17 protein-coding genes are annotated in these 23824 nt (G+C 39.0%); 16 read left to right on the forward strand and 1 reads right to left on the reverse strand.

All coding sequences use genetic code 11. From position 1 onward, the window contains the following. The first annotated feature begins 1124 nt into the window (after positions 1-1124). Complete coding sequence (serA, locus tag MUN88_RS05780; protein WP_244721999.1) at positions 1125-2711, forward strand: phosphoglycerate dehydrogenase; 1587 nt, start codon at positions 1125-1127, stop codon at positions 2709-2711. A gap of 682 nt (positions 2712-3393) precedes the next feature. Here the strand turns inward: serA and MUN88_RS05785 are convergent. Then, a complete protein-coding gene (locus MUN88_RS05785) occupies positions 3394-4170 on the reverse strand; it encodes an HAD family hydrolase (RefSeq protein WP_244722002.1) in 777 nt (258 codons plus the stop codon). A 190-nt stretch (positions 4171-4360) separates the two neighbouring features. Between MUN88_RS05785 and MUN88_RS05790 the strand changes: the two genes are divergently transcribed. From MUN88_RS05790 to manA, 15 genes are all read left to right on the forward strand, one after another. Further along, positions 4361-5293 carry a YybS family protein gene (locus tag MUN88_RS05790; protein ID WP_244722005.1) on the forward strand — a complete coding sequence of 311 codons (933 nt, stop codon included), beginning with the start codon at positions 4361-4363 and terminating at the stop codon, positions 5291-5293. A gap of 28 nt (positions 5294-5321) precedes the next feature. After that, a complete protein-coding gene (locus MUN88_RS05795) occupies positions 5322-7301 on the forward strand; it encodes a DHH family phosphoesterase (protein ID WP_244722008.1) in 1980 nt (659 codons plus the stop codon). Next, a complete protein-coding gene (gene rplI, locus MUN88_RS05800; RefSeq protein WP_244722009.1) occupies positions 7298-7744 on the forward strand; it encodes a 50S ribosomal protein L9 in 447 nt (148 codons plus the stop codon). The genes MUN88_RS05795 and rplI overlap by 4 nt, the downstream gene beginning before the upstream one ends. Positions 7745-7871: 127 nt before the next feature. Further along, a complete protein-coding gene (dnaB, locus tag MUN88_RS05805; RefSeq protein ID WP_244722012.1) occupies positions 7872-9233 on the forward strand; it encodes a replicative DNA helicase in 1362 nt (453 codons plus the stop codon). A gap of 522 nt (positions 9234-9755) precedes the next feature. After that, entirely contained in the window at positions 9756-10550 is a 795-nt protein-coding gene (locus tag MUN88_RS05810) for a DUF6241 domain-containing protein (RefSeq protein WP_244722014.1), read from the forward strand. 373 nt (positions 10551-10923) lie between these two features. Continuing rightward, the gene (locus MUN88_RS05815; RefSeq protein WP_244722016.1) at positions 10924-12213 is read left to right on the forward strand and encodes an adenylosuccinate synthase; all 1290 of its coding nucleotides are present in this window, start codon (positions 10924-10926) and stop codon (positions 12211-12213) included. 594 nt (positions 12214-12807) lie between these two features. Further along, positions 12808-13194 (forward strand): ectoine synthase, encoded by a 387-nt coding sequence (locus MUN88_RS05820; RefSeq protein WP_244722019.1) that lies wholly within the window; start codon positions 12808-12810, stop codon positions 13192-13194. A gap of 432 nt (positions 13195-13626) precedes the next feature. Then, entirely contained in the window at positions 13627-15030 is a 1404-nt protein-coding gene (locus MUN88_RS05825; RefSeq protein WP_244722022.1) for a peptidoglycan DD-metalloendopeptidase family protein, read from the forward strand. A gap of 586 nt (positions 15031-15616) precedes the next feature. Then, positions 15617-16321 (forward strand): response regulator YycF, encoded by a 705-nt coding sequence (gene yycF / locus MUN88_RS05830; protein ID WP_244722025.1) that lies wholly within the window; start codon positions 15617-15619, stop codon positions 16319-16321. A 6-nt stretch (positions 16322-16327) separates the two neighbouring features. Continuing rightward, on the forward strand, positions 16328-18154 hold the full coding sequence (gene walK, locus MUN88_RS05835) for a cell wall metabolism sensor histidine kinase WalK (protein WP_244722028.1): 1827 nt from the start codon (positions 16328-16330) through the stop codon (positions 18152-18154). After that, the gene (locus MUN88_RS05840) at positions 18151-19521 is read left to right on the forward strand and encodes a YycH family regulatory protein (protein ID WP_244722034.1); all 1371 of its coding nucleotides are present in this window, start codon (positions 18151-18153) and stop codon (positions 19519-19521) included. The genes walK and MUN88_RS05840 overlap by 4 nt, the downstream gene beginning before the upstream one ends. Beyond that, entirely contained in the window at positions 19502-20431 is a 930-nt protein-coding gene (locus MUN88_RS05845; RefSeq protein ID WP_244722037.1) for a two-component system regulatory protein YycI, read from the forward strand. The genes MUN88_RS05840 and MUN88_RS05845 overlap by 20 nt, the downstream gene beginning before the upstream one ends. Before the next feature lie 2 nt (positions 20432-20433). Beyond that, positions 20434-21231: an MBL fold metallo-hydrolase gene (locus tag MUN88_RS05850; RefSeq protein WP_244722039.1), complete on the forward strand. Its 798-nt coding sequence runs from the start codon at positions 20434-20436 to the stop codon at positions 21229-21231. Between the two features lie 17 nt (positions 21232-21248). After that, positions 21249-22493 carry a S1C family serine protease gene (locus MUN88_RS05855; RefSeq protein WP_244722041.1) on the forward strand — a complete coding sequence of 415 codons (1245 nt, stop codon included), beginning with the start codon at positions 21249-21251 and terminating at the stop codon, positions 22491-22493. 329 nt (positions 22494-22822) lie between these two features. Then, a complete protein-coding gene (gene manA / locus MUN88_RS05860; protein WP_244722044.1) occupies positions 22823-23782 on the forward strand; it encodes a mannose-6-phosphate isomerase, class I in 960 nt (319 codons plus the stop codon). Positions 23783-23824 lie beyond the last annotated feature (42 nt).

Genomic DNA, 23824 nt, shown 5'->3' on the forward strand with positions numbered 1-23824 from the left:
GTGCTGAAGTTTAGTCTCTGCATATTTCTACACTTAAGCGAAATCCTACAACGTACGAAACAGCTAAAATCAGAAGTTCTAAGCATAATGCTTGATAGGTATTATATAATATTTCATCTATAAATACGGTTAGTTACCATTTCATATGCTAGCTATTACATCTGGAAAACAATTCACGGAGGATTGTATTGTTTAAAAGAAAAGGATTCAAAAGTGGAGAGCAGGCCACGGAGATTTGTATCGTTTAGAAGGAAAGAAGCCAAAAGTGAAGAGCAGGCCATGGAGATTTGTATCGTTTAGAAGGAAAGAAACCAAAAGTGAAGAGTAGCACAACAAGATTTGTGTCGTTTAGAAGAAAAGGAGCCAAAAGTGAAGAGCAGCACAGCAAGATTTATATCGTTTAGAAGGAAAGAGGCCAAATGTATGGTGTTGCCCGACCATTTTTGTCTTCTTTGTAGGGGGCTGTAAAATAGCGTAGGCCAACACATAGACTCCCACGGGACGTTGCAGGTGCTGAAGATTCACTTTGTGTCTGCTAGTATCGCTTCGTAGTAAGCTTCCTCGGCACAAGGCAGTAAAGAAGTGTTTCAAGAGTAGCAGCCTAGCTTCAACCGTACCCACAGGACGCGAAGTGGTTGGTAGAAGGTATCCTACCACTAACTACATGTCGAAATAGCCAAATTATAATACATACAGTGCCAATCATATAATATGTATTATGAAACATTGTACTTTCTATCATTTTGATCCTTGTTACATAAGACATTCAACCTAATACAAAGAACATTTGCGTGCTTCTGCATGTAAAAAGTTCGTGAATGATTTGTAAAATCCGAATAATAAGCTCGTTTATAAGTCTATTAATATTAAAAACACGAATGATAGACGAACTTTTTGGTAGTTTCGTATTGACATTATTGGTCAATTTGCTATGATAGAGAAAACTTCCTTTAAGAAGGCATAGTTTAAATCGAGGTGTCTAAATTTTCTTACTACATTTCTATTTATTCTAATTTAAAGATGCTATAATAGTTATAATCAATGGAAATAGGTTTATAAGTGAAATATTTCACTTATAATGTTTTTTTGCTTTACAGGACTATATAATTTTGGAGGGGACAACTTTGGCGTTTAAAGTACTAATCAGTGATCCATTAAGTGAAGACGGAATTCAACCATTACGAAAAGCAGGCAATGTAGAAGTGGACGTGAATACTAGTTTATCATCAGATGAACTAGCAGAAATAATTGGTGAATACGATGCGTTGTTAGTCAGAAGCCAAACAAAAGTAACACGAGATATTATTAGTCGGGCAACCAATTTAAAAATTATTGGTCGTGCGGGTGTTGGTGTCGACAATATCGATTTAAGCGCGGCTACGGAATATGGTGTGATTGTGGTTAATGCACCAGATGGTAATACGAATTCAGCGGCAGAGCATACAGTAGCAATGCTGATGTCACTAGCACGTAAAATCCCACAGGCATACTTAGCATTAAAAAATGGTAAATGGGATCGTAAGACACACGTTGGTGTAGAATTAAAAGGCAAAACACTTGGTGTAATCGGTATGGGACGTATCGGTGCAGAAGTGGCAGCACGTGCTAAAGGACAACGCATGAATGTTATTGCTTATGATCCGTTTTTAACAAAAGAAAGAGCAGATAAATTAGGTGTCGATTTTGGCTCAGTAGAAGATGTAGTAGGAGCAGCTGATTTTATTACGGTACACACTCCACTTATTAAAGAGACCAAACACTTACTTAACAAAGATGCCTTCAATAAAATGAAAGAGGGCGTGCGTATAATTAACTGTGCGCGTGGTGGTATTATCGATGAGGAGGCCTTATATGATGCGATTCAATCTGGTAAGGTAGCAGGAGCAGCGCTGGATGTATTTGAAGAGGAGCCTGCTACGGATCATCGCTTATTGGAGCTTCCTGAAGTGATTGCAACACCTCACTTGGGTGCAAGTACAGTAGAAGCACAAGAGAATGTTGCCATCGACGTAAGCCATGATGTTGTTCGCTATTTAACAGAAGGTGTAGCAAAAAATCCTGTCAATCTACCAGCTGTGCCGAAAGAAGTATTAAACAAAATCGAACCATACTTCTATCTTTCAGAAAAATTAGGGTCATTCCTGACATACTTAACAAGTGGTGTGATTGAAGAGATTAATATTTCTTACTCTGGGGAATTGAATGAATTAGACGTAGCACCTTTGACACGTAATACTATTAAAGGTCTATTAAAACGTCATCTGGGCGACCATGTAAATGACGTAAATGCTTCTTATTTAGCAGAGAAACGTGGAATCCAGGTGAACGAGAGTAAATCATCTACACCGAAAGGGTTTACGAACTTGCTAAAAGTAGAAGTAAAAACAAAGAATGTAACACGTTCTGTTGCAGGTACATTATTAAGTGGTTTAGGTCCTCGTCTTGTACAAGTAGATGCATATAGTGTCGATGCTGTACCAGAGGGTAACTTAGTTGTTATTAAACACAACGACCGTCCAGGTGCAATCGGTAAAGTAGGGACATTACTTGCACAACGAGAAATCAATATCGGTGCGATGCAAGTAGGACGCTCTGGTGTTGGCGGCGAAGCAATCATGATCTTGAGCGTAGACAAGAACCTAGAAGATGCGGATATTGAGGCATTACAACAAATAGAAGAAATCGAAAAATTGACAGCGATGGAATTATAATAATGAAAAAAGAGCTCTTTTCCCATGATGGAAGAGCTCTTTTTTATAAGAAGTGTGGTTCTGATAATATGGATTATGTCAACTAGCTGCTTAGTGGTCATTTTGAAATGATTCATGTGCTGGGATACCGCTTCGGCCAACCACTCCGCGTCCTGCGGGGCACGGCTGAAGCTAACTTTCTAAAGAAGACCGCTTTACAAAGTGGATCTTCAGCACCTGCTCAATCCCGCGGGAGTCTCCGTGGTTGGCCTGCGCTAGGATAGGTACTCTACAACCTTTGTAAGAGCTAGTACATGGAGCACATCCACCAATAACAGCATTTGAATTGATAACATAATGACTAGTGCCATTGCTATTAGCTGTTTCAAAAGTTGTAGCCCTTCCCTTAAGCGTAGGAAATATGCGTAGACTCCTCATGCGTCAGCGCGAGCTGAAGATTCACTTCGTCTGTGCCTGTGTCTACTAGTATCGCTTCGAAGTAAGCTTCCTCGGCACAAGGCAGCAAAGAAGTTGTTTAAGTAGTAGCCTAGCTGAAGCTGTGCCCCACAGGACGCGAAGCATATTTCCGGAGCTTTGCTACGTAGATATAACATTTCAAAATTACCAAATTGCCATACTGCTACACTTTACATAATCCATATTAAAGGAAGTTTCCTATACTTATGTATCAAGTAAGACGTTATTATTTCAATAACGTATAAAGCTCTGCTAAATGCTTAATTTCATACGTTGGGTGTACGTCGGTTTTGGTCTTGTTTTCGCGGTTGATCCATACACTTTTAATACCAGAACGGTTCGCACCCAGAATGTCTGTCATTAAATTATCACCAACCATAAGCGCTTGGTCGGCCGGCACGCCAGCTGTTTCGAGAACGTGTTCAAAAATACTTGGATCGGGTTTGCCTTTTCCGAAATCACCAGAAATAATAATATGATCAAAGTAAGGCTTTAATTCAGGCGTGATCGTTAACTTGGTGTTCTGTAAATCCGGCGAACCATTTGTCAGCATAATTAATTGGTAATCTCCCTGTAGCTTCCCCAACACTTCAAATGTTTCTTCATATACAAAAGGATTCTTTTTCCGGTGTAATGGGAACTGTTCAGCAAGATAAGCTCCAAACGCTTCATCCTCAATCCCTATCTGTTTTAATCCGTTTGTCCACGCTTCCTTTCGGTAATTTGGCACAATTTCTGCCATTTTTTGGAAATGTGTATGATCATCGAGGAAGTTGCCCCATAGGCCTTCGAATGGGTTAATTCCGATAAGTTGTGTAAAGGAATAGGTCTCATAACCTTGGTATAACGTGCGTGCTTCTTTACGTACGGCTTCTTCTAGTTTTTCCGGGTCTACATCGTATTTTTCCTTTGCTTCTTTACACGTTTCCTCAAATGCTGTTTTGACACTCTTTTTATCCCACAAAAGTGTATCATCCAGGTCAAAAATAATTGTCTTAATCATTGCTTTATCCCCCTCTAAACTGTTCTCCTTACATTATAATAGAAATCGGTGATTATGAATAGAAGAGCTTTAATTTGTCGTGGATATATCGATCGTATATAATGAGGGTAGTAAAAGTGTACGAGGTAAAAAGCACAGCGCTTTATAGCTGTGCTTTTTACATCAAATAAAGGAAGAAAAGGTGGAATGTATGAACCAACAACCACTAAAAAGGGATTATTATATAAATATTATCAGCTTTTTGCTGTTACTGTTGATTACGATCCTGATCCCGCCATTACAAATCTTCACGGTATTTTGCTTACCGATTCCGATCATTTTACTCATGAAAGCATACGGTCTGAAAAGAACAAGTATTGTGATGGCGATATTACTCGTGATCTCCATGTTCGTAGCACCAGTATTATCGTTTCCATTAACTGCTTTAGCGTTGATAAGCGGTGGTATGATAGGCTGGTCCATCAACCATGGACAACACCCTTATGAGACATGGGCGAAAGGGACTGCTGGTTTTGTATTAGGTTTAGTCTTGATTTACGCTTATATAGAATTGGTTTTACAAGTTTCGATTATGTCGAGTTTTGAAAGTACCATGGATCAATCATTGCAAATGACGGAAGAATTATTCCAAAGTCTAGGGGGTGGAGAGCAGAACCTTGATTTAGTCCGTGAACAGATGACGAACATGCTGCAGCTGTTGCCGGTTTTTCTGGTAGCTGTATCGATGGCGCTCGCCATTGTGACACAGTGGTTATCCTATAAAGTAATGAATAAGGTGTATAAGCAACAGCTTTCTTTTCCGCCTTTTCATCTTTTTCGTTTGCCAAAGATTATCTTATGGATCTATTTTCTAACGTTAATTGTTTCCTTATTTGTTGCAGGTGATTATTCTACTTTACCATCTGTAGCTGTATGGAATGTTTACCACTTAGCAGGGCTTATTATCGCACTGCAAGGGTTATCGTTTATTTTTTATTACACACATGCGAAGAAACAGTCGAAAGCATTACCAATTATCAGTATATTGGTTCTGGTGTTTTTTCCGTCAATAGGTCTTTATTTGCTCAGAATCTTAGGTATAATTGATTTAGGGTTTGATTTGCGAAACAGAATGGCAAAGTAACGGGTAATTTAGTTAGGAGCTGACAACTATGCCAAAGTTTAATGAGAAGCCAGTTATAATGGGACGGCATATTATCGGAATATATCTACTTTCTTTTGTATTGCTAGTCTTTTTATTTTATTATCATTGGGTCATTGGATTGATCATGACTGTCTTCTTTACGTTGTCCTTGTACTACAGTATCAAGCGAGAACGCGCACTGGTGAACCAGACAGAGGAATATATTTCGACGCTCTCGTATCGGGTCAAGAAAGTAGGCGAAGAGGCATTACTGGAAATGCCGATCGGGATTATGCTTTACAATGATGAGTATCAAATCGAATGGGCTAACCCGTATATGAGTCAGTTTACTAAAGCCTATACGCTAGTCGGAGATAACCTTGAAGCTTTATCAGGCGACATTATTAACAAATTGAAGGAAGATAAAGAAGTTTTTTGGCTATCGATCGACCAGTATGATTTCCAAGTGTACAACAAAAGGGATGAACGCTTGTTATACGTATTCGATCGAACGAAACAAACCGAACTTCATCAGTTATATCAAAATGAAAAAACAGTATTAGGTATCATTTTTTTAGATAACTATGAAGAAATTACACAAAATATGGATGATACTGCAAAAAGTCAAATTAACTCACAGGTGACTTCCATATTAAATAATTGGTGTAACAAACATGGTATATATTTGAAACGAACGTCTTCTGAACGTTTTCTGGCTGTGATGAACCAACAGATTTTAGCCAAACTGGAGAAGTCGAAATTTGAAATATTGGACGATGTGCGGGAATTGATTTCGGATAAGAATGTGCCTCTGACGCTAAGTATTGGAATCGGTATTGGAAATGAGACGTTACCGCAATTAGGTGAATTAACACAGTCCAGTCTTGATTTAGCTCTAGGGCGAGGTGGTGACCAGGTAGTTATCAAAGATGATGATTCCGGGAAAGTGCGATTTTACGGTGGCAAAACCAACCCGATGGAAAAACGTACTAGAGTACGCGCTCGTGTTATTTCACACGCCCTGAAGGAATTGGTCAAAGAGAGTGATCAAGTGCTTGTCATGGGTCATAAATCGCCTGATATGGATGCTATCGGCGCTGGAATCGGTGTATTGAAAATTGCACAGGCGAATGATGTAGAAAGTTTTCTCGTCTTAGATGAACAGGATATCGATACAGGTGTACAGCGTCTGGTCGATGAAATCAAAGAGGATGATGAGCTATGGTCGTCCTTTATTGATCCAGATTCTGCGCTGGATATTGTAACCAAGGATACGTTATTAGTAATCGTAGACACGCATAAACCGTCACTAGTCCAAGAAGGGAAACTGATTAATAAAACCGATCATGTGGTGGTTATTGATCATCACCGTCGTGGTGAAGAGTTCATCGATCATCCGACGCTAGTCTATATGGAGCCGTATGCCTCGTCTACAGCAGAATTAGTGACAGAGCTCCTAGAATATCAGCCTAGCAAGTTAACCTTAAATATGTTAGAATCAACTGCATTATTGGCAGGTATTATTGTCGATACGAAAAGCTTTACGTTGCGGACCGGCTCACGAACCTTTGATGCCGCCTCTTATTTACGGTCAAAGGGTGCTGATACCGTACTTGTTCAGAAATTCTTAAAAGAAGACTTGGATATATATGTGAAACGAAGCAGATTAATTGAAAATACGAAAATATATCGTGAAAATATCGCCATATCAGTAGGGAATTCCAGAGAAACCTATGGTCCAGTTGTTATTGCACAAGCGGCTGATACCTTGTTAACCATGACAGGGATCGAGGCTTCCTTTGTTATTTCCGAACGAGAGGATGGTCGAATCGGCATTAGTGCCCGATCACTCGGTCAAGTAAACGTACAGATCATCATGGAAAAAATGAACGGCGGTGGTCATTTAACAAATGCCGCGACACAGCTTGATGACCTTGCGGTGATTGATACTTACGAATGGCTGAAAGATATTATCGATGAGTACTATGAAGGAGGAGATTCGGAATGAAAGTTATTTTAACACAAGATGTAAAAGGAAAAGGTAAAAAAGGCGAAGTAAAAAACGTTTCAGATGGCTACGCTCGAAACTATCTGTTGAAAAATAACTTAGCAGTTGAAGCTAATCAAGGAAATATGAAGGCACTAGACGCACAGAAAAAGAAAGAAAAACAGCTCGAACAAGAAGAAGTAGATGAAGCAAAACGACTTAAAGAAAAACTAGCAAATACAGAAGTCAAATTAACAGCAAAATCAGGTGATGGTGGCCGTTTGTTTGGATCGATTACAAGTAAACAAATCGCTGAGCAATTAAAGAAAGACCACAATATCAAAATGGATAAACGTAAAATAGAGTTAGATCAACCAATTCGTGCATTAGGTTATACCAACGTACCGGTGAAACTCCACCCGGAAGTAACAGGTACCATTCGTGTTCATGTAGAAGAAGCATAAGGACGAGGGAAGTTTAACTGCTTCCCTTTTTTATAACGATAAGAGATAAGTACAACTACGGCTCGGCAAATCGCCGATCGTCAAGCTGTAACGTTTGCTGGAAAAGCAAGAAGGAGTGCCGGATAAGATGTCGGAAATGATACAAGGTCGTACACCACCACATAATATAGAGGCAGAACAAGCCGTCATTGGTGCCATATTTCTAGACCCTGATGCGATTTCGAGTGCGTCAGAAATATTGATGCCAGAGGACTTTTATCGTGCCAGTCATCAATTGATTTTTCGCGCAATGATGCAATTGGCAGATAAAGGGGAACCGATTGATATCGTCACAGCAACGACACTACTGGCCAATAACCAGCAATTAGATGATGTCGGCGGTGTGTCATATTTAAGTGATTTAGCTAATGCAGTTCCGACGGCAGCTAATATCGGTTATTATTGCCGTATTGTGGAGGAGAAATCACTTCTCCGCCGTTTGATACGTACGGCAACAGATATCGTAACCGATACGTATTCCAAGGAAGATAGTGTCGATGAAGTATTAAATGAATCAGAGAAACGAATCTTGGAAGTATCCAATCGAAAAAACGCATCATCATTTAAGAACATTAAAGATGTGTTAATCGACGTTTACGATAACATTGATCAACTGCATAAAAATAAAGGGGAAGTAACCGGGATTGCTTCCGGCTTCCGTGACTTGGACCGAATCACTTCCGGTTTTCAGCGTAATGACCTTGTTATCGTTGCAGCCCGTCCATCTGTGGGGAAAACCGCCTTCGCACTTAACATTGCACAGAACGTCGCGATCAAAACCCAGGAGAATGTGGCCATCTTCAGCTTGGAGATGGGGGCAGATCAGCTGGTTTCGCGTATGATTTGTGCGGAAGGTAATATTGATGCCCAGCGCTTGCGGACAGGTGCACTGGAAGAAGAAGACTGGGGCCGTTTGTCGATGGCTATGGGAAGTTTGTCCAATGCAGGGATCTTTATCGATGATACGCCAGGTATCCGTGTTAGTGAAATTCGTTCGAAATGTAGAAGGCTGAAGCAGGAGCACGGTCTTGGCATGATTTTAATTGATTATTTGCAATTGATTCAAGGTAGTGCGAATTCAAAGGAAAACCGTCAACAAGAGGTTTCGGAAATCTCCCGTTCTTTAAAAGGACTGGCAAGAGAACTGAATGTGCCTTTAATCGCCTTATCTCAGTTGTCACGTGGGGTAGAATCCCGTCAGGACAAACGGCCGATGATGTCCGATTTACGTGAATCTGGGAGTATTGAGCAAGACGCCGATATCGTAGGCTTCTTGTATCGTGATGACTACTATGATCAAGAATCAGAAAAACAAAATATTATCGAAATCATTATTGCTAAACAGCGTAACGGTCCAGTAGGGACAGTTGAACTTGCATTTGTGAAAGAATACAACAAATTCGTCGATCTCGATCATCGTTACCAGCAAGGTGATATTCCACCATCCTGATCTAAACGAGCGGTATCATAGTACCGCTCGTTTCTTTTTGCTCTTTAGCAAAGTATACATTCACAAAAATTTTCGCTTAAGATGGAGAGAAGTTAGGCATAGGTACTTATAATACGGGTTAAGTTAACTAATCTGTTTTATCAAATGATTATTTTGACATAGGTATGTGCTTAACAAAGCTCCGGAAATATGCTCCGCGTCCTGTGGGGATCGGCTTCAGCTCGCGCTGATCCCACGGGAGTCTACGCATATTTCCTACGCTTTAGTGAAGTGCTACAACGTTTATACCAGTTAGATACAGGGGCTAAGCATTATGTATGATTAAAATCAAATATGCCACTGATGGGTAGCGTTCAAAATGCTAATTGTTACATCAGTTGTAGAATTTATACCTTAGCGCAGGCCAACCACTTAGACTCCCACGGGACGCGAGGTGGTTGGCTGAAGCGGTTTACTAGCACATACTCCATTTCAAAATGGCCCCACAGCTAGTAACATAGTCCGTATTAAAGGAAGTTGTAAATGATTACGACGTTTCTAATCGTTCGTTTGTGCTTTTCATACCATCTGTTTGAAAAAATGCAAAATTTATTACTTTATTGGTTGTATATTCCAATTATTACTAATAAAATAGATGGTAAAGCATGCGCTTTTTTAGATATTGCAAAGAGACTAGACACTTGGCAATCGTGGAAGGGCGGGATCATACTGGTGTGGAATAAGATCTATAAGTGGACACTGATTATTTGTTTAACAAGCTTTGCAGGGATTGCATCATTTTTAGGTTACGATATGTATCAAAGCATAACGAATCTGAATGAGACATATTCTCCATCATCTTCATCCGAAACGTCTAGTGCAACTGTTTCAGGAAATGAAGCGGATGAAGCAACAGAGACTAGCGCAGAAAGTGATCCATTAGTAGAGTTTTCGGAAAAGAAAGTAGCAGAAAGCGATAATAAGGCATCATTAAATCCGTTCGGAGATCCATTTACTATCGAGGATTTAACTGACGAGATCGTACTGGAATATTTAAATTTCATGTCACATCAGAAAGTACACGCAGCTGATAAATGGGGATTTTATCAGATTACGCCTGAACGAATTACATATTTACTAAAAGCATTGGAAGAAAAAGAATTTAACCATGAAAGCTTATATCGCGAAATCCTGACAAAATGGAAAAACAATGATTTTTCTCAAGCCGTTTCCGATCATAACCGCATCTGGGCCATACAGAATGGCAATGTCGGCAAAGCAACCAGATTACTAACGGAAGAAGAAGAGCAAAAAATTCTCGATAAATATAAAAATTAATTGAAAGAAACAGTCCGTGAAAATGGGCTGTTTTTTGTTATGTAAGGAATGTATACTGTGGTTGGTTATCATGATTATCAATAAGCGAGTTTACATTATCTCTATCACAGGTAGCTTTGAATTTTTCACATGATGTAGCCACCTACACCCGATATTTTAATCTCGATCTTCACCCAAAGCTTCTCATAAGCAATCAGTATATTTCTATGCAAATAGGAAAAAATGAATCAATGGTAAGTACAACGTAAATAATTTTTCACGAACAATACAAAGACATTATCAATAAAATGTTCGTAATTAAAATTGACATTAGCCAGTAAGATTGATAAAATTAGTTCGGAATGAATAAAATGATTAGGCGGAGGTGCCGTTTATGTCTTCAGTAGTCGTTGTCGGAACACAATGGGGAGACGAAGGAAAAGGTAAAATTACAGACTTTCTTTCACAAAACGCAGAAGTAGTAGCACGATATCAAGGTGGGAATAATGCAGGTCATACCATAAAATTTGATGGTATTACATATAAACTACACTTAATACCTTCAGGAATCTTTTTTGATGATAAAATTTGTGTATTAGGTAATGGGATGGTAATCGACCCAAAAGCAATGGTAGAAGAATTACAATATTTACATGATAAAGATGTGAGTACAGATAACTTACGCATCAGTAATCGTGCTCATGTTATTTTACCGTATCATATTAAACTGGATATTTTGCAAGAAGAAGATAAAGGTGCTAACAAGATTGGTACAACGCGAAAAGGTATCGGTCCTGCTTATATGGATAAAGCAGCACGTGTTGGTATCCGTATTGCCGATTTATTAGATAAAGATGCTTTTCGTGAGAAACTGGAAAGCAATTTAAATGAAAAAAATAGACTGTTTGAAAAAGTGTATGAAACAGACCGTGTAGAAGTAGAAGAAATTATTGATGAGTATTATGAATATGGTCAGCAGCTTAAAAAATACGTCGTGGATACATCCGTTGTCTTAAATGATGCTCTTGATGATGGTCGCCGTGTATTATTTGAAGGTGCGCAAGGGGTTATGCTTGATATTGATCAAGGGACATACCCATTCGTTACATCTTCCAATCCGATTGCAGGTGGAGTAACCATTGGTTCAGGTGTTGGTCCTTCTAAAATTGACCATGTTGTTGGGGTATCGAAAGCTTATACGACGCGTGTCGGTGATGGTCCATTCCCAACAGAATTACATGATGAAACAGGAGATCAAATTCGTGAAGTTGGTAACGAATATGGCACAACAACAGGTCGTCCTCGTCGTGTCGGCTGGTTTGACAGTGTGGTTGTTCGCCATGCTCGCCGTGTCAGTGGAATTACCGATTTATCCTTGAATTCGATTGATGTATTAACTGGAATCGAAACATTGAAGATCTGTACCGCATATAAATACAAAGGTGAAATCATGGAAGAATTCCCTGCAAGCCTTAAGGTACTGGCAGAATGTGAACCAGTATATGAAGAACTACCAGGCTGGACGGAAGATATTACAGGTGTGGAAACCTTGCATGAATTACCAGAAAACGCACGTCACTATTTAGAGCGTATCTCGCAGTTGACTGGTATTCCATTGTCTATCTTCTCAGTAGGACCTGACCGTTCTCAAACAAATATAGTAAGAAGTGTTTATAGTAACTAATCACCAAACCATCCAAGGTATTGCCTCGGGTGGTTTTTTGTATGCAAATAAAGAATATGATTATGGTTATTAAGGAGCACTCAAGATTGAGAAAATAAAAATGTGTATTGTGATAAAACGGATTATATAAAGAGGACTGTATGTCAATGTGGTTATTTTGATAGTTAATATATGCGTAGAAAAGCTCCTAAAAATTGCCCCGCAGGACGCCGAGTGGTTGGCCGGAGCGGTATCTCAGCACATGAAACATTAAGAAATGGCCACAAAGCAACTAGTATACATAATCTGTATTATTAACAGCTTTAAATATGATTTTTTCAAGCGTAAAGGACGATGCCGTTACTGTCAATAAGATGATTTGCGCCAGTACCCTCTTCTACACAACCAAGTTAAATCTTAAAAATTCAGCTTAGCCGAGCTTAGAATAGCAATTTTGTAAAATCTTTAAACGATGTAGGCTTAACTACTTCTAATCCCCACATTTCACTATTAGGAATGTTTTTTACTAGTTGTTTAATTCCTCTTTTATTCTTTATCATTATATAGAGAGATAATTAAATTTGTTATCAATACATGGATGAAGGAGATAATAATATGAAAGTAGTAAAGCTAGAAGATATTAAAGGAACAGATCGTGCTGTAGATGGAGGAAACTGGATTAGCTATCGTCTGCTTACAAAAGATGATCAGATGGGTTATTCAGTGAATGAAACAATTATCCGTGCAGGTACTGAAACGCATATTCATTATAAAAATCATTTAGAAGCGGTTTATTGTATTGAAGGCCATGCAGAAGTTGAAACACTTTCTGATGGTAAAGTGCATACTATTAAAGCTAATACGTTATATGCATTAGATAAACATGACGAGCACCTGCTGCGCGGAATTGAAGATGCTAGAATGGTTTGCGTATTTAATCCTCCTCTAAGTGGACGTGAAGTGCATGACGAGAATGGTGTTTATCCAGTAGATGAAGATTAATGTGTAGTGTGTAAGTTATAACCACTATGACTTTCCTTTAACTGGTAAGAACGAGTAATTGAATCAAGACAATCGCTTTTTAAAGAGCATTCTCATAAGGGAATGCTCTTTTTTGTATATTAGAAGATCCTCTTATCTCATTCGCTGTGTACTATAATATAACCTAATAACCTATTAGATTCGTTCAGTTTGTTAGACCTAATAAGTAGCAAAAACCCGGAAGAATAGCCGTAAATCTACGAATAATGACATAAAAACTTGTGTTATATTACAAACCATGTCAATAATTGGGACTTATTATACAGTTTCATTACAGTCTTGTTAAAAACGTTTTCTCGTAGTTTTATTTATGTTAGATTAGTGAAGGTAGAAAGTTTGAAATGAAGATATAAAAAAATAATAGTTTAGTAGGGGTTATAGGAGGAAGTAACAATGCAAGGAAGCCTGAAAGGATTTGCGAAGCATTTAGCAGTTTCTGGTGTTATCGCACTAGGTCTTTCGTCGCAAACGGTATCGGCGGAAGCATCAGAATTAACTAAAGTTTATCATGTGTATGTGGATGACGAGCATATTGGTATCGTTGACAACAAGGAAGTAGTAGAAGACTACATAGCAGATAAAGTTTCCAGCCAAAGGGAAGAAAGTGATTATACATATTCCGTTGGTGAAGATGTAAATTACGTTACCGAAACTGTATTTACACCACAAGTAGATAATCAGGAAGTGTTAAATCAATTAGATCAAGATTTAACTGTAGCTGTGGAAGCAAAGACGCTCTCATTTGGAGATAATGTCGTAGGTGCTTTTGCTAATGAAGAAAAAGTAAATGAAGTCATTCAGGCATATAAAGAAAAATATGTTGACGCAGACGTCTTAGAAAAATTAGATAATGATTCAGCGTCTACCGAACCATTATCTGTAGGGGACTCTCATATTATAGACGTTTCACTAACGAAAGAGGTTTCAATAAATGATAAAAAAGTTCCCGAAAATCAGGTGCTTACCGTTGAACAAGGGGTAACGTTACTTGGAAAAGGGACACTGGAAGATAAGAAACACACAGTTGAAGAAGGCGATGTGCTAGGTTCTATCGCTAGTCAGTATGATCTTTCCCTAGACAAATTGCTTGAACTCAATCCTAAACTGGATGAAGATGCGCCTATTCAAATTGGTGATGAACTGAATGTTACAGTCTATGAACCATTTGTACAAGTTAGCGTTGTGGAAGAGAAGCTGGAAGAAGAAGAAATTGCCTTTGAAACAGATACGAAAGAATCGGAAGATATGTACAAAGGTGAAGAGAAAGTAACGCAAGAAGGCGAAAATGGTACGGTTGAGAAACAATACCGAATCGAAAAAGTAAATGGTAATACAGTAAAATCCGAAGTTACCGAAGAGAATGTAACGAAAGAACCGACAGATAAAGTAGTTGTTAAAGGAAGCAAAGTCGTGCCATCACGAGGGTCTGGTAAATTCCAATGGCCAGCAGTTGGCGGTGTGATCACAAGCCATGTTGGACACAGATGGGGATCGTACCACAAAGGAATTGACATCTCTGGCGTAAGTAATCGATCCATCCTTGCGGCGGACAATGGTACAGTTGTTTCGGCAGGCATGACTAGTGGCGGTTATGGAAATAAAATTGTCATTGATCATAACAATGGATACAAAACAATTTACGCACACTTGAATTCCATTAGTGTTTCCGCTGGTCAAACAGTGGAACAAGGACAAAAAATTGGTGTAATGGGCTCTACAGGCCGTTCCACTGGATTACACTTACACTTTGAAGTATATAAAGACGGTTCACTTGTTAATCCAGAAGATGTATTATAAAATTCTATAACAAACCTACTAAACAACCTGATAGATAGAAACCCTTGTTACAATGGTGTAACAGGGGTTTTTTGTGAAAAGATAAGAAAAACTGCATCGCCCTTATGCCTGGGCGAAAGTCATCATCGGTTTGCTCTAACTCACCGTGAGTCCAATTAACGCCGTCCAATCGCTACGTTTCTAAACAAGAGCTTGCGCTTTCCTTACACATTAGGGGAATTTTGGCTTAAGATGAAATAATAATAATATAGATTCTAATAATACGGATTATGTCAACCAAGAGGTCATTTTGAAATGATTTATGTGCTGGGATACCGCTCCGGCCAACCACTTCGCGTCCTGTGGGGCACGGAGCATATTTCCGGAGCTTGGCTACGCAGATAAAACATTTCAAAATTACTACATTGCAGTACAGTTCCACTTTACATAATCCGTATTATTGGTAGTTGTATATCGCCTTATGTTAGTTAGCACCTCGCGGATTTATGCCTGTTTTTTCTTATCATGAAGCATGAAAAGACATTTTTAGTAATTTCGGTTAGAATAGAACATAAGAACAATTAAATTGAAAAAGGACGTGCATGCTATGAGTCAAAAAATATTAGTTGTCGACGATGAGAAGCCAATTGCAGATATATTGAAATTCAACTTGGAAAAAGAAGGGTACGAAGTCTTATGTGCCTATGATGGAGATGAAGCCATTGAACTAGCTACAACAGAGGATCCTGATCTGATGTTATTAGATATTATGCTGCCGAAGAAGGACGGCAATGAAGTATGTCGTGAAGTCCGTAAAACACACAGTATGCCGATTATCATGTTAACGGCAAAAGATGCGGAGATCGATAAAGTATTAGGGCTTGAACTTGGTGCTGATGATTATGTTACCAAGCCATTTAGCAATCGTGAATTAATAGCCAGAGTGAAAGCCAACCTGCGTCGTTTACAGACAGAGCCTGCCAATCAAAAACGGGAAACAAGTGATATTACGATCGGCTCACTGGTCATTCACCCTGATGCCTATACCGTTACAAGAGATGGAGAGTATATTGAACTGACACACCGTGAGTTTGAATTGCTTCATTATTTAGCACGACATATTGGCCAGGTCATGACGAGAGAGCACTTATTAGAAACAGTATGGGGTTATGACTATTATGGTGACGTACGTACAGTCGACGTTACTGTAAGAAGACTGAGAGAGAAAATTGAAGACAACCCGAGTAATCCATTGTGGATCGTAACAAGAAGAGGTGTCGGCTATTATTTGCGTAACCATGAGCAGGAGTAATGCTTTATGAGTAGAGTTAGTTTTTTTCAATCAATTCGACTTAAAATTATCGTCATCTTGACTTTGTTTCTCATTTTGACGATTCAGTTGATCGCTACCAATTTCACCTCAGAATTAGAGGAGAATTTAGTTAATAATTATAAGGAAAACGTAGAAGACCGATTAACTGTACTGGAGAGAAATTTAACTGATGCATTTTTGACAGATCGATCAGGTGACGGTGATGGCCCGACACTGCAGGAAGATGTCCAGGAAATAACTAGACGTTACTCCTCTGATATTTTTTCTGATTTAAAAGTAATTGACTCACAATTCCGGGTCCTGGGATCGGATGATTATGAATTGGTTGGCAAGAAGGTTTCGGGCAATAACAGCATTCGAATGGCTCTTATTCATGGGCTGGAGGATCAGGATACTAAACGCTTGGAATCGTCCGGAGAGCGGGTTTATGTACGGTTAATCCCCATTATGAATGGTGAATCGCCTGTCGGAACAATTTACGTAGAAGCAAAGATTGAAGATATATACGATCAACTGGAGGAAATAAATAAAATATTCTTAAACGCGACCATCCTTGCGATTGTCGTGTCCATTATATTAGGTGTACTTGTTGCCCGTACGATTACGAAGCCGATTACCGAAATGCGAAAACAAGCGATGGGGATGGCACGAGGTGACTTCTCCAGAAAGGTAAATGTTTATGGGCAGGATGAAATCGGACAACTGGCCACGACTTTTAATGATATGAATGACCGGCTGCGGATTGCCAATCAGACTACAGAAGAGGAACGACGTAAGTTAAGCTCGGTTCTTTCCAATATGTCAGATGGCGTAATTGCAACAGATGAACATGGGAAAATTACACTAATGAATGACCCAGCCAATCATCTAATCGGTATTTCATTGGATGATGCCAAAGGACTGCCAATTGTAGAGGTTCTTCAAATTGAAGATAAAGTAATTGATGCGAAAGAATTAGACGAAGCAGGATCGTTAACAATCGATTACAGTGACGAAGAGCAGCTTTTCTTAGTAAAAGCCAACTTCTCGCTTGTCCATGATGAAGAGAATCATTTTATGGGCTTAATTACGGTGATTAGTGATGTCACCGAGCAAGAGAAAATTGACAGAGAACGGAAAGAATTTGTCTCCAATGTATCGCACGAACTACGTACACCGTTGACCACGATGCGCAGTTATTTAGAAGCACTAACTGACGGCGGTGCATTAGAAGATGAAGAGTTGGCTCCCAAGTTTTTGAGTGTAACACAGAATGAAACAGAACGAATGATTCGACTAGTTAATGATTTATTACAACTTTCCAAGATGGACAATAAGGAAAATGCGATTTTAAAACAGCGCTTAGATATAATCCCGCTTTTTCATCATATTTTAGATCGTTTTGAAATGAATAAAGCTGAAAAAATTCATTTTGAACGAAAAATCCCTGATGACAGCATTTTTGTAATGGTTGATCAGGATAAGATTACCCAGGTTACCGATAACATCCTGTCTAACGCTATTAAATATTCGCCAGAAGGTGGAAAAATTACCTTCCAAGTCATAAGGGAGCAGCAGCGTGTCCGCATAAGTATCAGTGACCAGGGGCTTGGGATCGCCAAGGAGAAACTGGACAAGATCTTTGAGCGTTTTTACCGGGTAGATAAAGCAAGGTCACGCGAGCTTGGCGGTACAGGATTAGGACTGGCTATTTCCAAGGAAATAATTGAGGCGCATCACGGTCATATCTGGGCTTCTAGTAAAGAGGGACAAGGGACGACTATTTTCTTTACACTACCGCTCACCAATCGAAAGCGAGGTAGTCAATCATGAAAATTAATTTCGAATTAATAAAAACTGTATTACTGTTTTTTTTAATTGTTATCAGTTTTCTTCTGACATTTGGTATATGGCGATATGAAGGGGAGTATGAAGCTTCTAACAGCCCGGATAATGCAGTAGCTGCAGAATTACCAGAGGGTACTGATATGACTACCAAGATGCTTATAAGCCCTTCGCAATTGGTAATTCATGAAGATGATTCGGTATATGGCTTTAGTGAAAAAAATCAGGAACTCACTACCTTTCAGGATATGGGACAGTGGGCTTTATATAATTTTCGAATGTTGTCCGACAATGAGAATATTGATAATATAATCGCTGATTCTGATCGAGTCATCGAGATTGTTTTTCCAACGTCATTACCGACTTCTGTCATCGGTACCATCTTCAACACAGATGAAGCAATTATTAACGATAGTAAATTCAGACGGATTTACATCCTTATTGACGAAAACCAGACAAATTGGCAAGTACTATTTGATAACGAGAACACAGATGGACTGGATATTCAAGCAAGTATTCAAAATATGGCAGAAGTAGTCGATTACTTTGAAGAAAATCTACAAAGTAAAGATGTAACGAGTTATGTAGAATTGGAAAGATCAACTGGATACAGTATTTATATTCCGAACCAAGCAAACATTATTGGGAAGAAATTCAGCTATAAAACCATTAGTCCTGATTCCTCCTCTTTTAAATCGATTTTCTTTGATGATTCTTCAAAAGTAGTAAATTCTCGTGATCGTGACGAAGGTCAAGAATTTTATAAGGATGATAAAATTGAAATTATTGTAGACAATCAGGGTAATTCAATGAAATACTCCAATTATACCGAAGTGAAGGAAGAGGTAGAGACTGATACGGACAATAATAATGATCGGTTGATTGATCAATCGGTTAAATATATTAACTCTCACAATGGCTGGTTAGTCGATCCGAGTTTGAGTATCGGTTACCGCTTAAATGCGCTAAATAATGTTAGTAACAGGATCGAATTCCGTATGTTGTATCAGAATTATCCAATTTTCTCAGATCAAGGTATTGCTTCTATGTCGTTAACAATTAAGAGTCAGACCGTTTCCCAGTATAACAGACCATTGCTGAAGTTGACCCGGGGTTATGACAAAGCAGCTACAAGTTTGATGACAGGTGAAGAATTAAAATCTTTTTTACAGACATCTGAGCAATATAATTATGACCAGATTCAAGATATCCAATTAGGTTATCACATCGAGCAGCAAGGCCAAGTTTTTGATTTGATTCCAACCTGGTATGTTCAAATATATGGCGGATGGGAAATGATTACGGGCAACACTGTTGATCAAGGAGGGAATGCAAATGCTGTGGGGACAAATTAAAACGTTATTCATCCTTTGCTTTCTTATCCTTGATATTATTCTTCTTCAACATTACATTAATGATCCAATCGATACGTTAGAAGACCTCCAGGTTAATGTAAAAAACAATGTTAGTGGCCTTGAACATATACCTGAAGAATTTCCTGCGGAGGCAGAAATGCTGTTTGCACAGCGTCGAGAATTTTCTAACGCAGAAAAAGAGGAGATTAGCAGTCTTTCGAAACAACGAAATTTGATCATCGAAGATCATTTGATTATTTCTCAATTGGACGATCCGCTGAAAATAGATATTGATGAAAATGCCAAAGCGTTGTCAGAGTATGTGTGGCATTTTGACGACTATAAGTATTTTGGTAAAGACGAAGCAACCAATACGTATATTTTTTTCCAATCACTAGAACGTCCAGTATATTTTAATTCAAGTGGTGTATTACTTGTGCAGGTGAATAATAATGGTGAAGCCACACATTACGTGCAAACACTTTTAGAAAAATCAAAAAATGCACCTCAGTCTGAAGCAGAGGAAATTAACACACCAATCGAGGCATTAAATGGCCTGTACTCAAGCAGCAACAGCTATATTGTATCCGGTGATGAGGTAACAGAAGACGTCGAGTTAGGGTACCACAACTTAGCGCCTCTTCCTAACAGTGTACAAGTACTTGCGCCAACATGGGGATTTGTAGTAAATGATGATAAATATTACTATGTCAATGCAGTTGAAGGTCATTTGACATCACGGAACACATCTGATTTCATTAGTGAAATGAAGACACAGATTAATCAATATTTTTCAGCAGACAGTAAAACCGTCATGCAAGTATCTGACAAAGATTGGGAACAGAAAGATATCATGAATTTTATTCAACAACTATTTGTCAAAACAGAAGATACAAACGGAGTGGAGTAAGAATGACATTACAATTTAGTGTATTAGCATCGGGAAGCTCGGGGAATGCTTTCTATATTGGAACGGAAAAAGAAAAAATTCTAGTCGATGCAGGATTAAGCGGGAAAGAAATGACCCGTCTGTTCGACGAAATTAATGTAGACCCTCACAGTTTATCCAAGATATTGGTGACACATGAGCATAGTGATCATATAAAAGGGTTAGGTATTTTTGCAAGAAAATATAAATTACCGATTTATGCAAATGAAAAAACATGGAAAGCGATGGAGTCTTCCATTGGAAAAATAGGATTAGATCAAAAATTTGTCTTCAATACGGAAGAAACAAAATCATTTGGCGATATCGACGTCGAATCGTTTGCGGTATCGCATGATGCAGCAGAACCAATGTTTTATACCTTCCACCACGAAGGGAAAAAAGTGGCGCTTGTTACCGACTTAGGGTATGTGTCTGAACGCATAAAAAAGACGGTTCAAGGAGCGGATGCGCTTGTTTTTGAAGCGAATCATGATGTAGAAATGCTGCGCATGGGTCGCTATCCCTGGAGTGTGAAACGCCGAATATTAGGTGACAGCGGTCACGTTTCCAACGATGATTGCGCGATAGCATTAAAAGATATTATAGATAATCAAACAAAACGTATTTATTTAGCCCATTTAAGTAAAGATAATAATATGAAGGATTTGGCTAGAATGTCGGTGCACAATGGATTACAAGATTTCGGTTTTGCGGTAGGAAATGATTTTACATTGCATGACACGGATCCGAAGACACCGACTCCAATCTTCGAAGTCGTTTAAGAAAGAAGGAGATTGCAATGGGCTATTACGATGACCATTACCAAACACGACAGAAGGTGAAAAGAAAAAGCTGGTTTATGCCTTTTGTCATTGGTATTGTATTGGGGGCGTTTTTGTTTGCGGTGTTATTACCGGCCATGGTAAACAACAATTGGTTACCATATCAAGTCATCCTCGGTGATGACACAGCTAACAGTGACCAGCAAATCCACCAGTCAGACGATCAAGAATCGGAGACGCCATCCACGTTGCAGAATATCCAAGTCGATATCTCGACGAAAGTATCAGAGATTGTTGGTGATATCTCACCAGCAGTAGTCGGTGTCGTCAACATTCAAACACAGTCAGACTTCTGGGAGCAGGAAGCGTCTGGCGAACAAGGGACAGGATCAGGCGTCATTTACAAAATAGATGGAGATAAAGCGTATATTGTAACCAACTACCATGTCGTCTCTGGTGCTGATCAACTGGAAATAGTCTTATCGGATGAAGAAGAAACAACGGTATCTGCCACGCTTGTCGGAAGTGATTTGTACACCGATCTTGCTGTTGTCGAAATGGATGCAGCTAACGCCAGCAAAGCGATTGAATTTGGTAATTCAGATGATGTACATGTAGGAGAGCCAGCGATTGCGATCGGAAATCCATTAGGTTTGCACTTATCAGGTTCTGTCACACAAGGTATTATCAGTGGGAAACAAAGAGCCATCCCACAAGATTTTAATTCAGATGGTAGAGCAGATTGGCAGGCAGAAGTTATTCAGACAGATGCCGCCATAAACCCGGGAAATAGTGGGGGTGCTCTTATCAATATGGATGGTAAGCTAATTGGCATTAATTCGATGAAAATTGCCCAAAATGAAGTGGAAGGGATAGGATTTGCGATTCCAGTCGATGACGTCGTACCGATCATTGAGGAACTTGAACAAAATGGCGAAATAAAGCGACCATACTTAGGGATTGAAGCATATTCCTTGAACGACATAGCTCGAGTAGAATGGGAAAGAAGCTTGAATTTACCGAGTGAGGTGGAAGGCGGTATTTATATCCGAAGTGTGGAACCAATGTCTCCAGCAGACAATGGTGGTCTTACAGAGTACGATGTGATTACGCAGTTAGACGGTGAGCCGATTGAAGATATTGTTGATTTACGAAAGCATCTCTATTCTGTCAAATCAATCGGAGATTCCTTAACGATTACGTATTATCGAGAGGGAGAGAAGCAAGAAACGACTGTGGAATTAACCTCCCTGTCATACTAGCAGAATGTGGATAAAGATCGAATAAACAGATCTTTATCCACATTTTTTATCATTTATTCACATACTGTGGACAGAATTAAAAGATGTTGTCTAGATATGGTGGAGAACATAAATTCCTATACGATATATATAAGTAAATTGTGAGTATGTGTATAAACCTGTGGATAAAAGGCGGGTTTTTAAAGGGAAGTGTGGATAAAGGTGCAAAAATGTGAATGATTAGCAGATATTGTGGATAAAGTTATGGATATTATTTGATTTTCCACAGCAAAGGTAGTATGTTTTGTAATGAACCAAGCATTAAAAGCAAAAAAGGGAGAATCTAAAATATGTACAAGGAACCAATATTTTTACAAGCCATTTTTCAAGAACGTATCTGGGGAGGACAAAAGCTGCACAGCGAGTTTCATTATACGATTCCTTATGAAAAAACAGGTGAAGCATGGGCAATTTCTGCACATGAAAATGGTCCAAGTCAAATTATAAATGGAGCTTTAAAAGGACAAACTTTACTACAAGCTTGGAATGAGAACGGAGAACTATTTAATAAATCTGTGGATAACTCAGAGGCTTATCCACTGTTAATTAAAATTTTGGATGCAAATGATAATCTATCTGTTCAAGTGCATCCCGATGATCAATATGCACGTGAAGTAGCAAATGAAGCATACGGTAAGACAGAGTGCTGGTATGTATTAAGTGCGGAAGAAGGTGCGGAACTTATCATTGGTCATCACGCTCAGACCAGGGAAGAGTTAGAGCAGTTAATTGATCAAGGCAAGTGGGATGCGTTATTGCGACGTGTGCCAGTCAAGGCAGGAGATTTTGTCTATGTGCCAAGCGGTACGATTCATGCGATTGGAAAGGGCATTGTCATTTTAGAAACACAACAAAGCTCGGACATAACCTACCGTGTCTATGATTATGACCGTACCGATGCAGCAGGTAACACAAGACAATTACATCTGAAAGAAGCAAAAGAGGTCACCACCGTTCCACATGAAACGCCATCACTTAATCAAATGGTGGTAAATAAAGAAGGTTTGAAAGAAACACAGTTAGTGGCTGAGAAATATTTTACTGTGTATCACTGGGAGCTTGATGGAGAAGCCTCTTTAGAGAGAGAGACAGATTTTCTACAAGTAAGTATGGTAACAGGGGAAAGTACGATTGCAACAGGAGATAAAGTCTATACGATTAAGAAAGGCGATCATTTCATTATTCCAGCAACAGTTGATACGTATCAATTAAAAGGTAACGGTGAATTTATTGTGTCACATCCTTCATAAGAAGAAAGCTGCCGATTGTGGCGGCTTTTCTAATCAGATATG

The organism is Gracilibacillus caseinilyticus, assembly GCF_022919115.1.
In the GTDB taxonomy this organism is placed as follows: domain Bacteria; phylum Bacillota; class Bacilli; order Bacillales; family Amphibacillaceae; genus Gracilibacillus; species Gracilibacillus caseinilyticus.

Excerpts from the sequence above, each read along its gene's own strand:
- MUN88_RS05810 (WP_244722014.1), top strand. The coding sequence starts at position 9,756 with ATGATTACGACGTTTCTAATCGTTCGTTTGTGCTTTTCATACCATCTG.
- manA (WP_244722044.1), top strand. The coding sequence starts at position 22,823 with ATGTACAAGGAACCAATATTTTTACAAGCCATTTTTCAAGAACGTATC.
- walK (WP_244722028.1), top strand. The coding sequence starts at position 16,328 with ATGAGTAGAGTTAGTTTTTTTCAATCAATTCGACTTAAAATTATCGTC.
- yycF (WP_244722025.1), top strand. The coding sequence starts at position 15,617 with ATGAGTCAAAAAATATTAGTTGTCGACGATGAGAAGCCAATTGCAGAT.
- MUN88_RS05815 (WP_244722016.1), top strand. The coding sequence starts at position 10,924 with ATGTCTTCAGTAGTCGTTGTCGGAACACAATGGGGAGACGAAGGAAAA.
- MUN88_RS05820 (WP_244722019.1), top strand. The coding sequence starts at position 12,808 with ATGAAAGTAGTAAAGCTAGAAGATATTAAAGGAACAGATCGTGCTGTA.
- dnaB (WP_244722012.1), top strand. The coding sequence starts at position 7,872 with ATGTCGGAAATGATACAAGGTCGTACACCACCACATAATATAGAGGCA.
- MUN88_RS05845 (WP_244722037.1), top strand. The coding sequence starts at position 19,502 with ATGCTGTGGGGACAAATTAAAACGTTATTCATCCTTTGCTTTCTTATC.
- MUN88_RS05825 (WP_244722022.1), top strand. The coding sequence starts at position 13,627 with ATGCAAGGAAGCCTGAAAGGATTTGCGAAGCATTTAGCAGTTTCTGGT.
- MUN88_RS05790 (WP_244722005.1), top strand. The coding sequence starts at position 4,361 with ATGAACCAACAACCACTAAAAAGGGATTATTATATAAATATTATCAGC.
- rplI (WP_244722009.1), top strand. The coding sequence starts at position 7,298 with ATGAAAGTTATTTTAACACAAGATGTAAAAGGAAAAGGTAAAAAAGGC.
- MUN88_RS05850 (WP_244722039.1), top strand. The coding sequence starts at position 20,434 with ATGACATTACAATTTAGTGTATTAGCATCGGGAAGCTCGGGGAATGCT.
- MUN88_RS05795 (WP_244722008.1), top strand. The coding sequence starts at position 5,322 with ATGCCAAAGTTTAATGAGAAGCCAGTTATAATGGGACGGCATATTATC.
- MUN88_RS05855 (WP_244722041.1), top strand. The coding sequence starts at position 21,249 with ATGGGCTATTACGATGACCATTACCAAACACGACAGAAGGTGAAAAGA.
- MUN88_RS05785 (WP_244722002.1), bottom strand. The coding sequence starts at position 4,170 with ATGATTAAGACAATTATTTTTGACCTGGATGATACACTTTTGTGGGAT.
- MUN88_RS05840 (WP_244722034.1), top strand. The coding sequence starts at position 18,151 with ATGAAAATTAATTTCGAATTAATAAAAACTGTATTACTGTTTTTTTTA.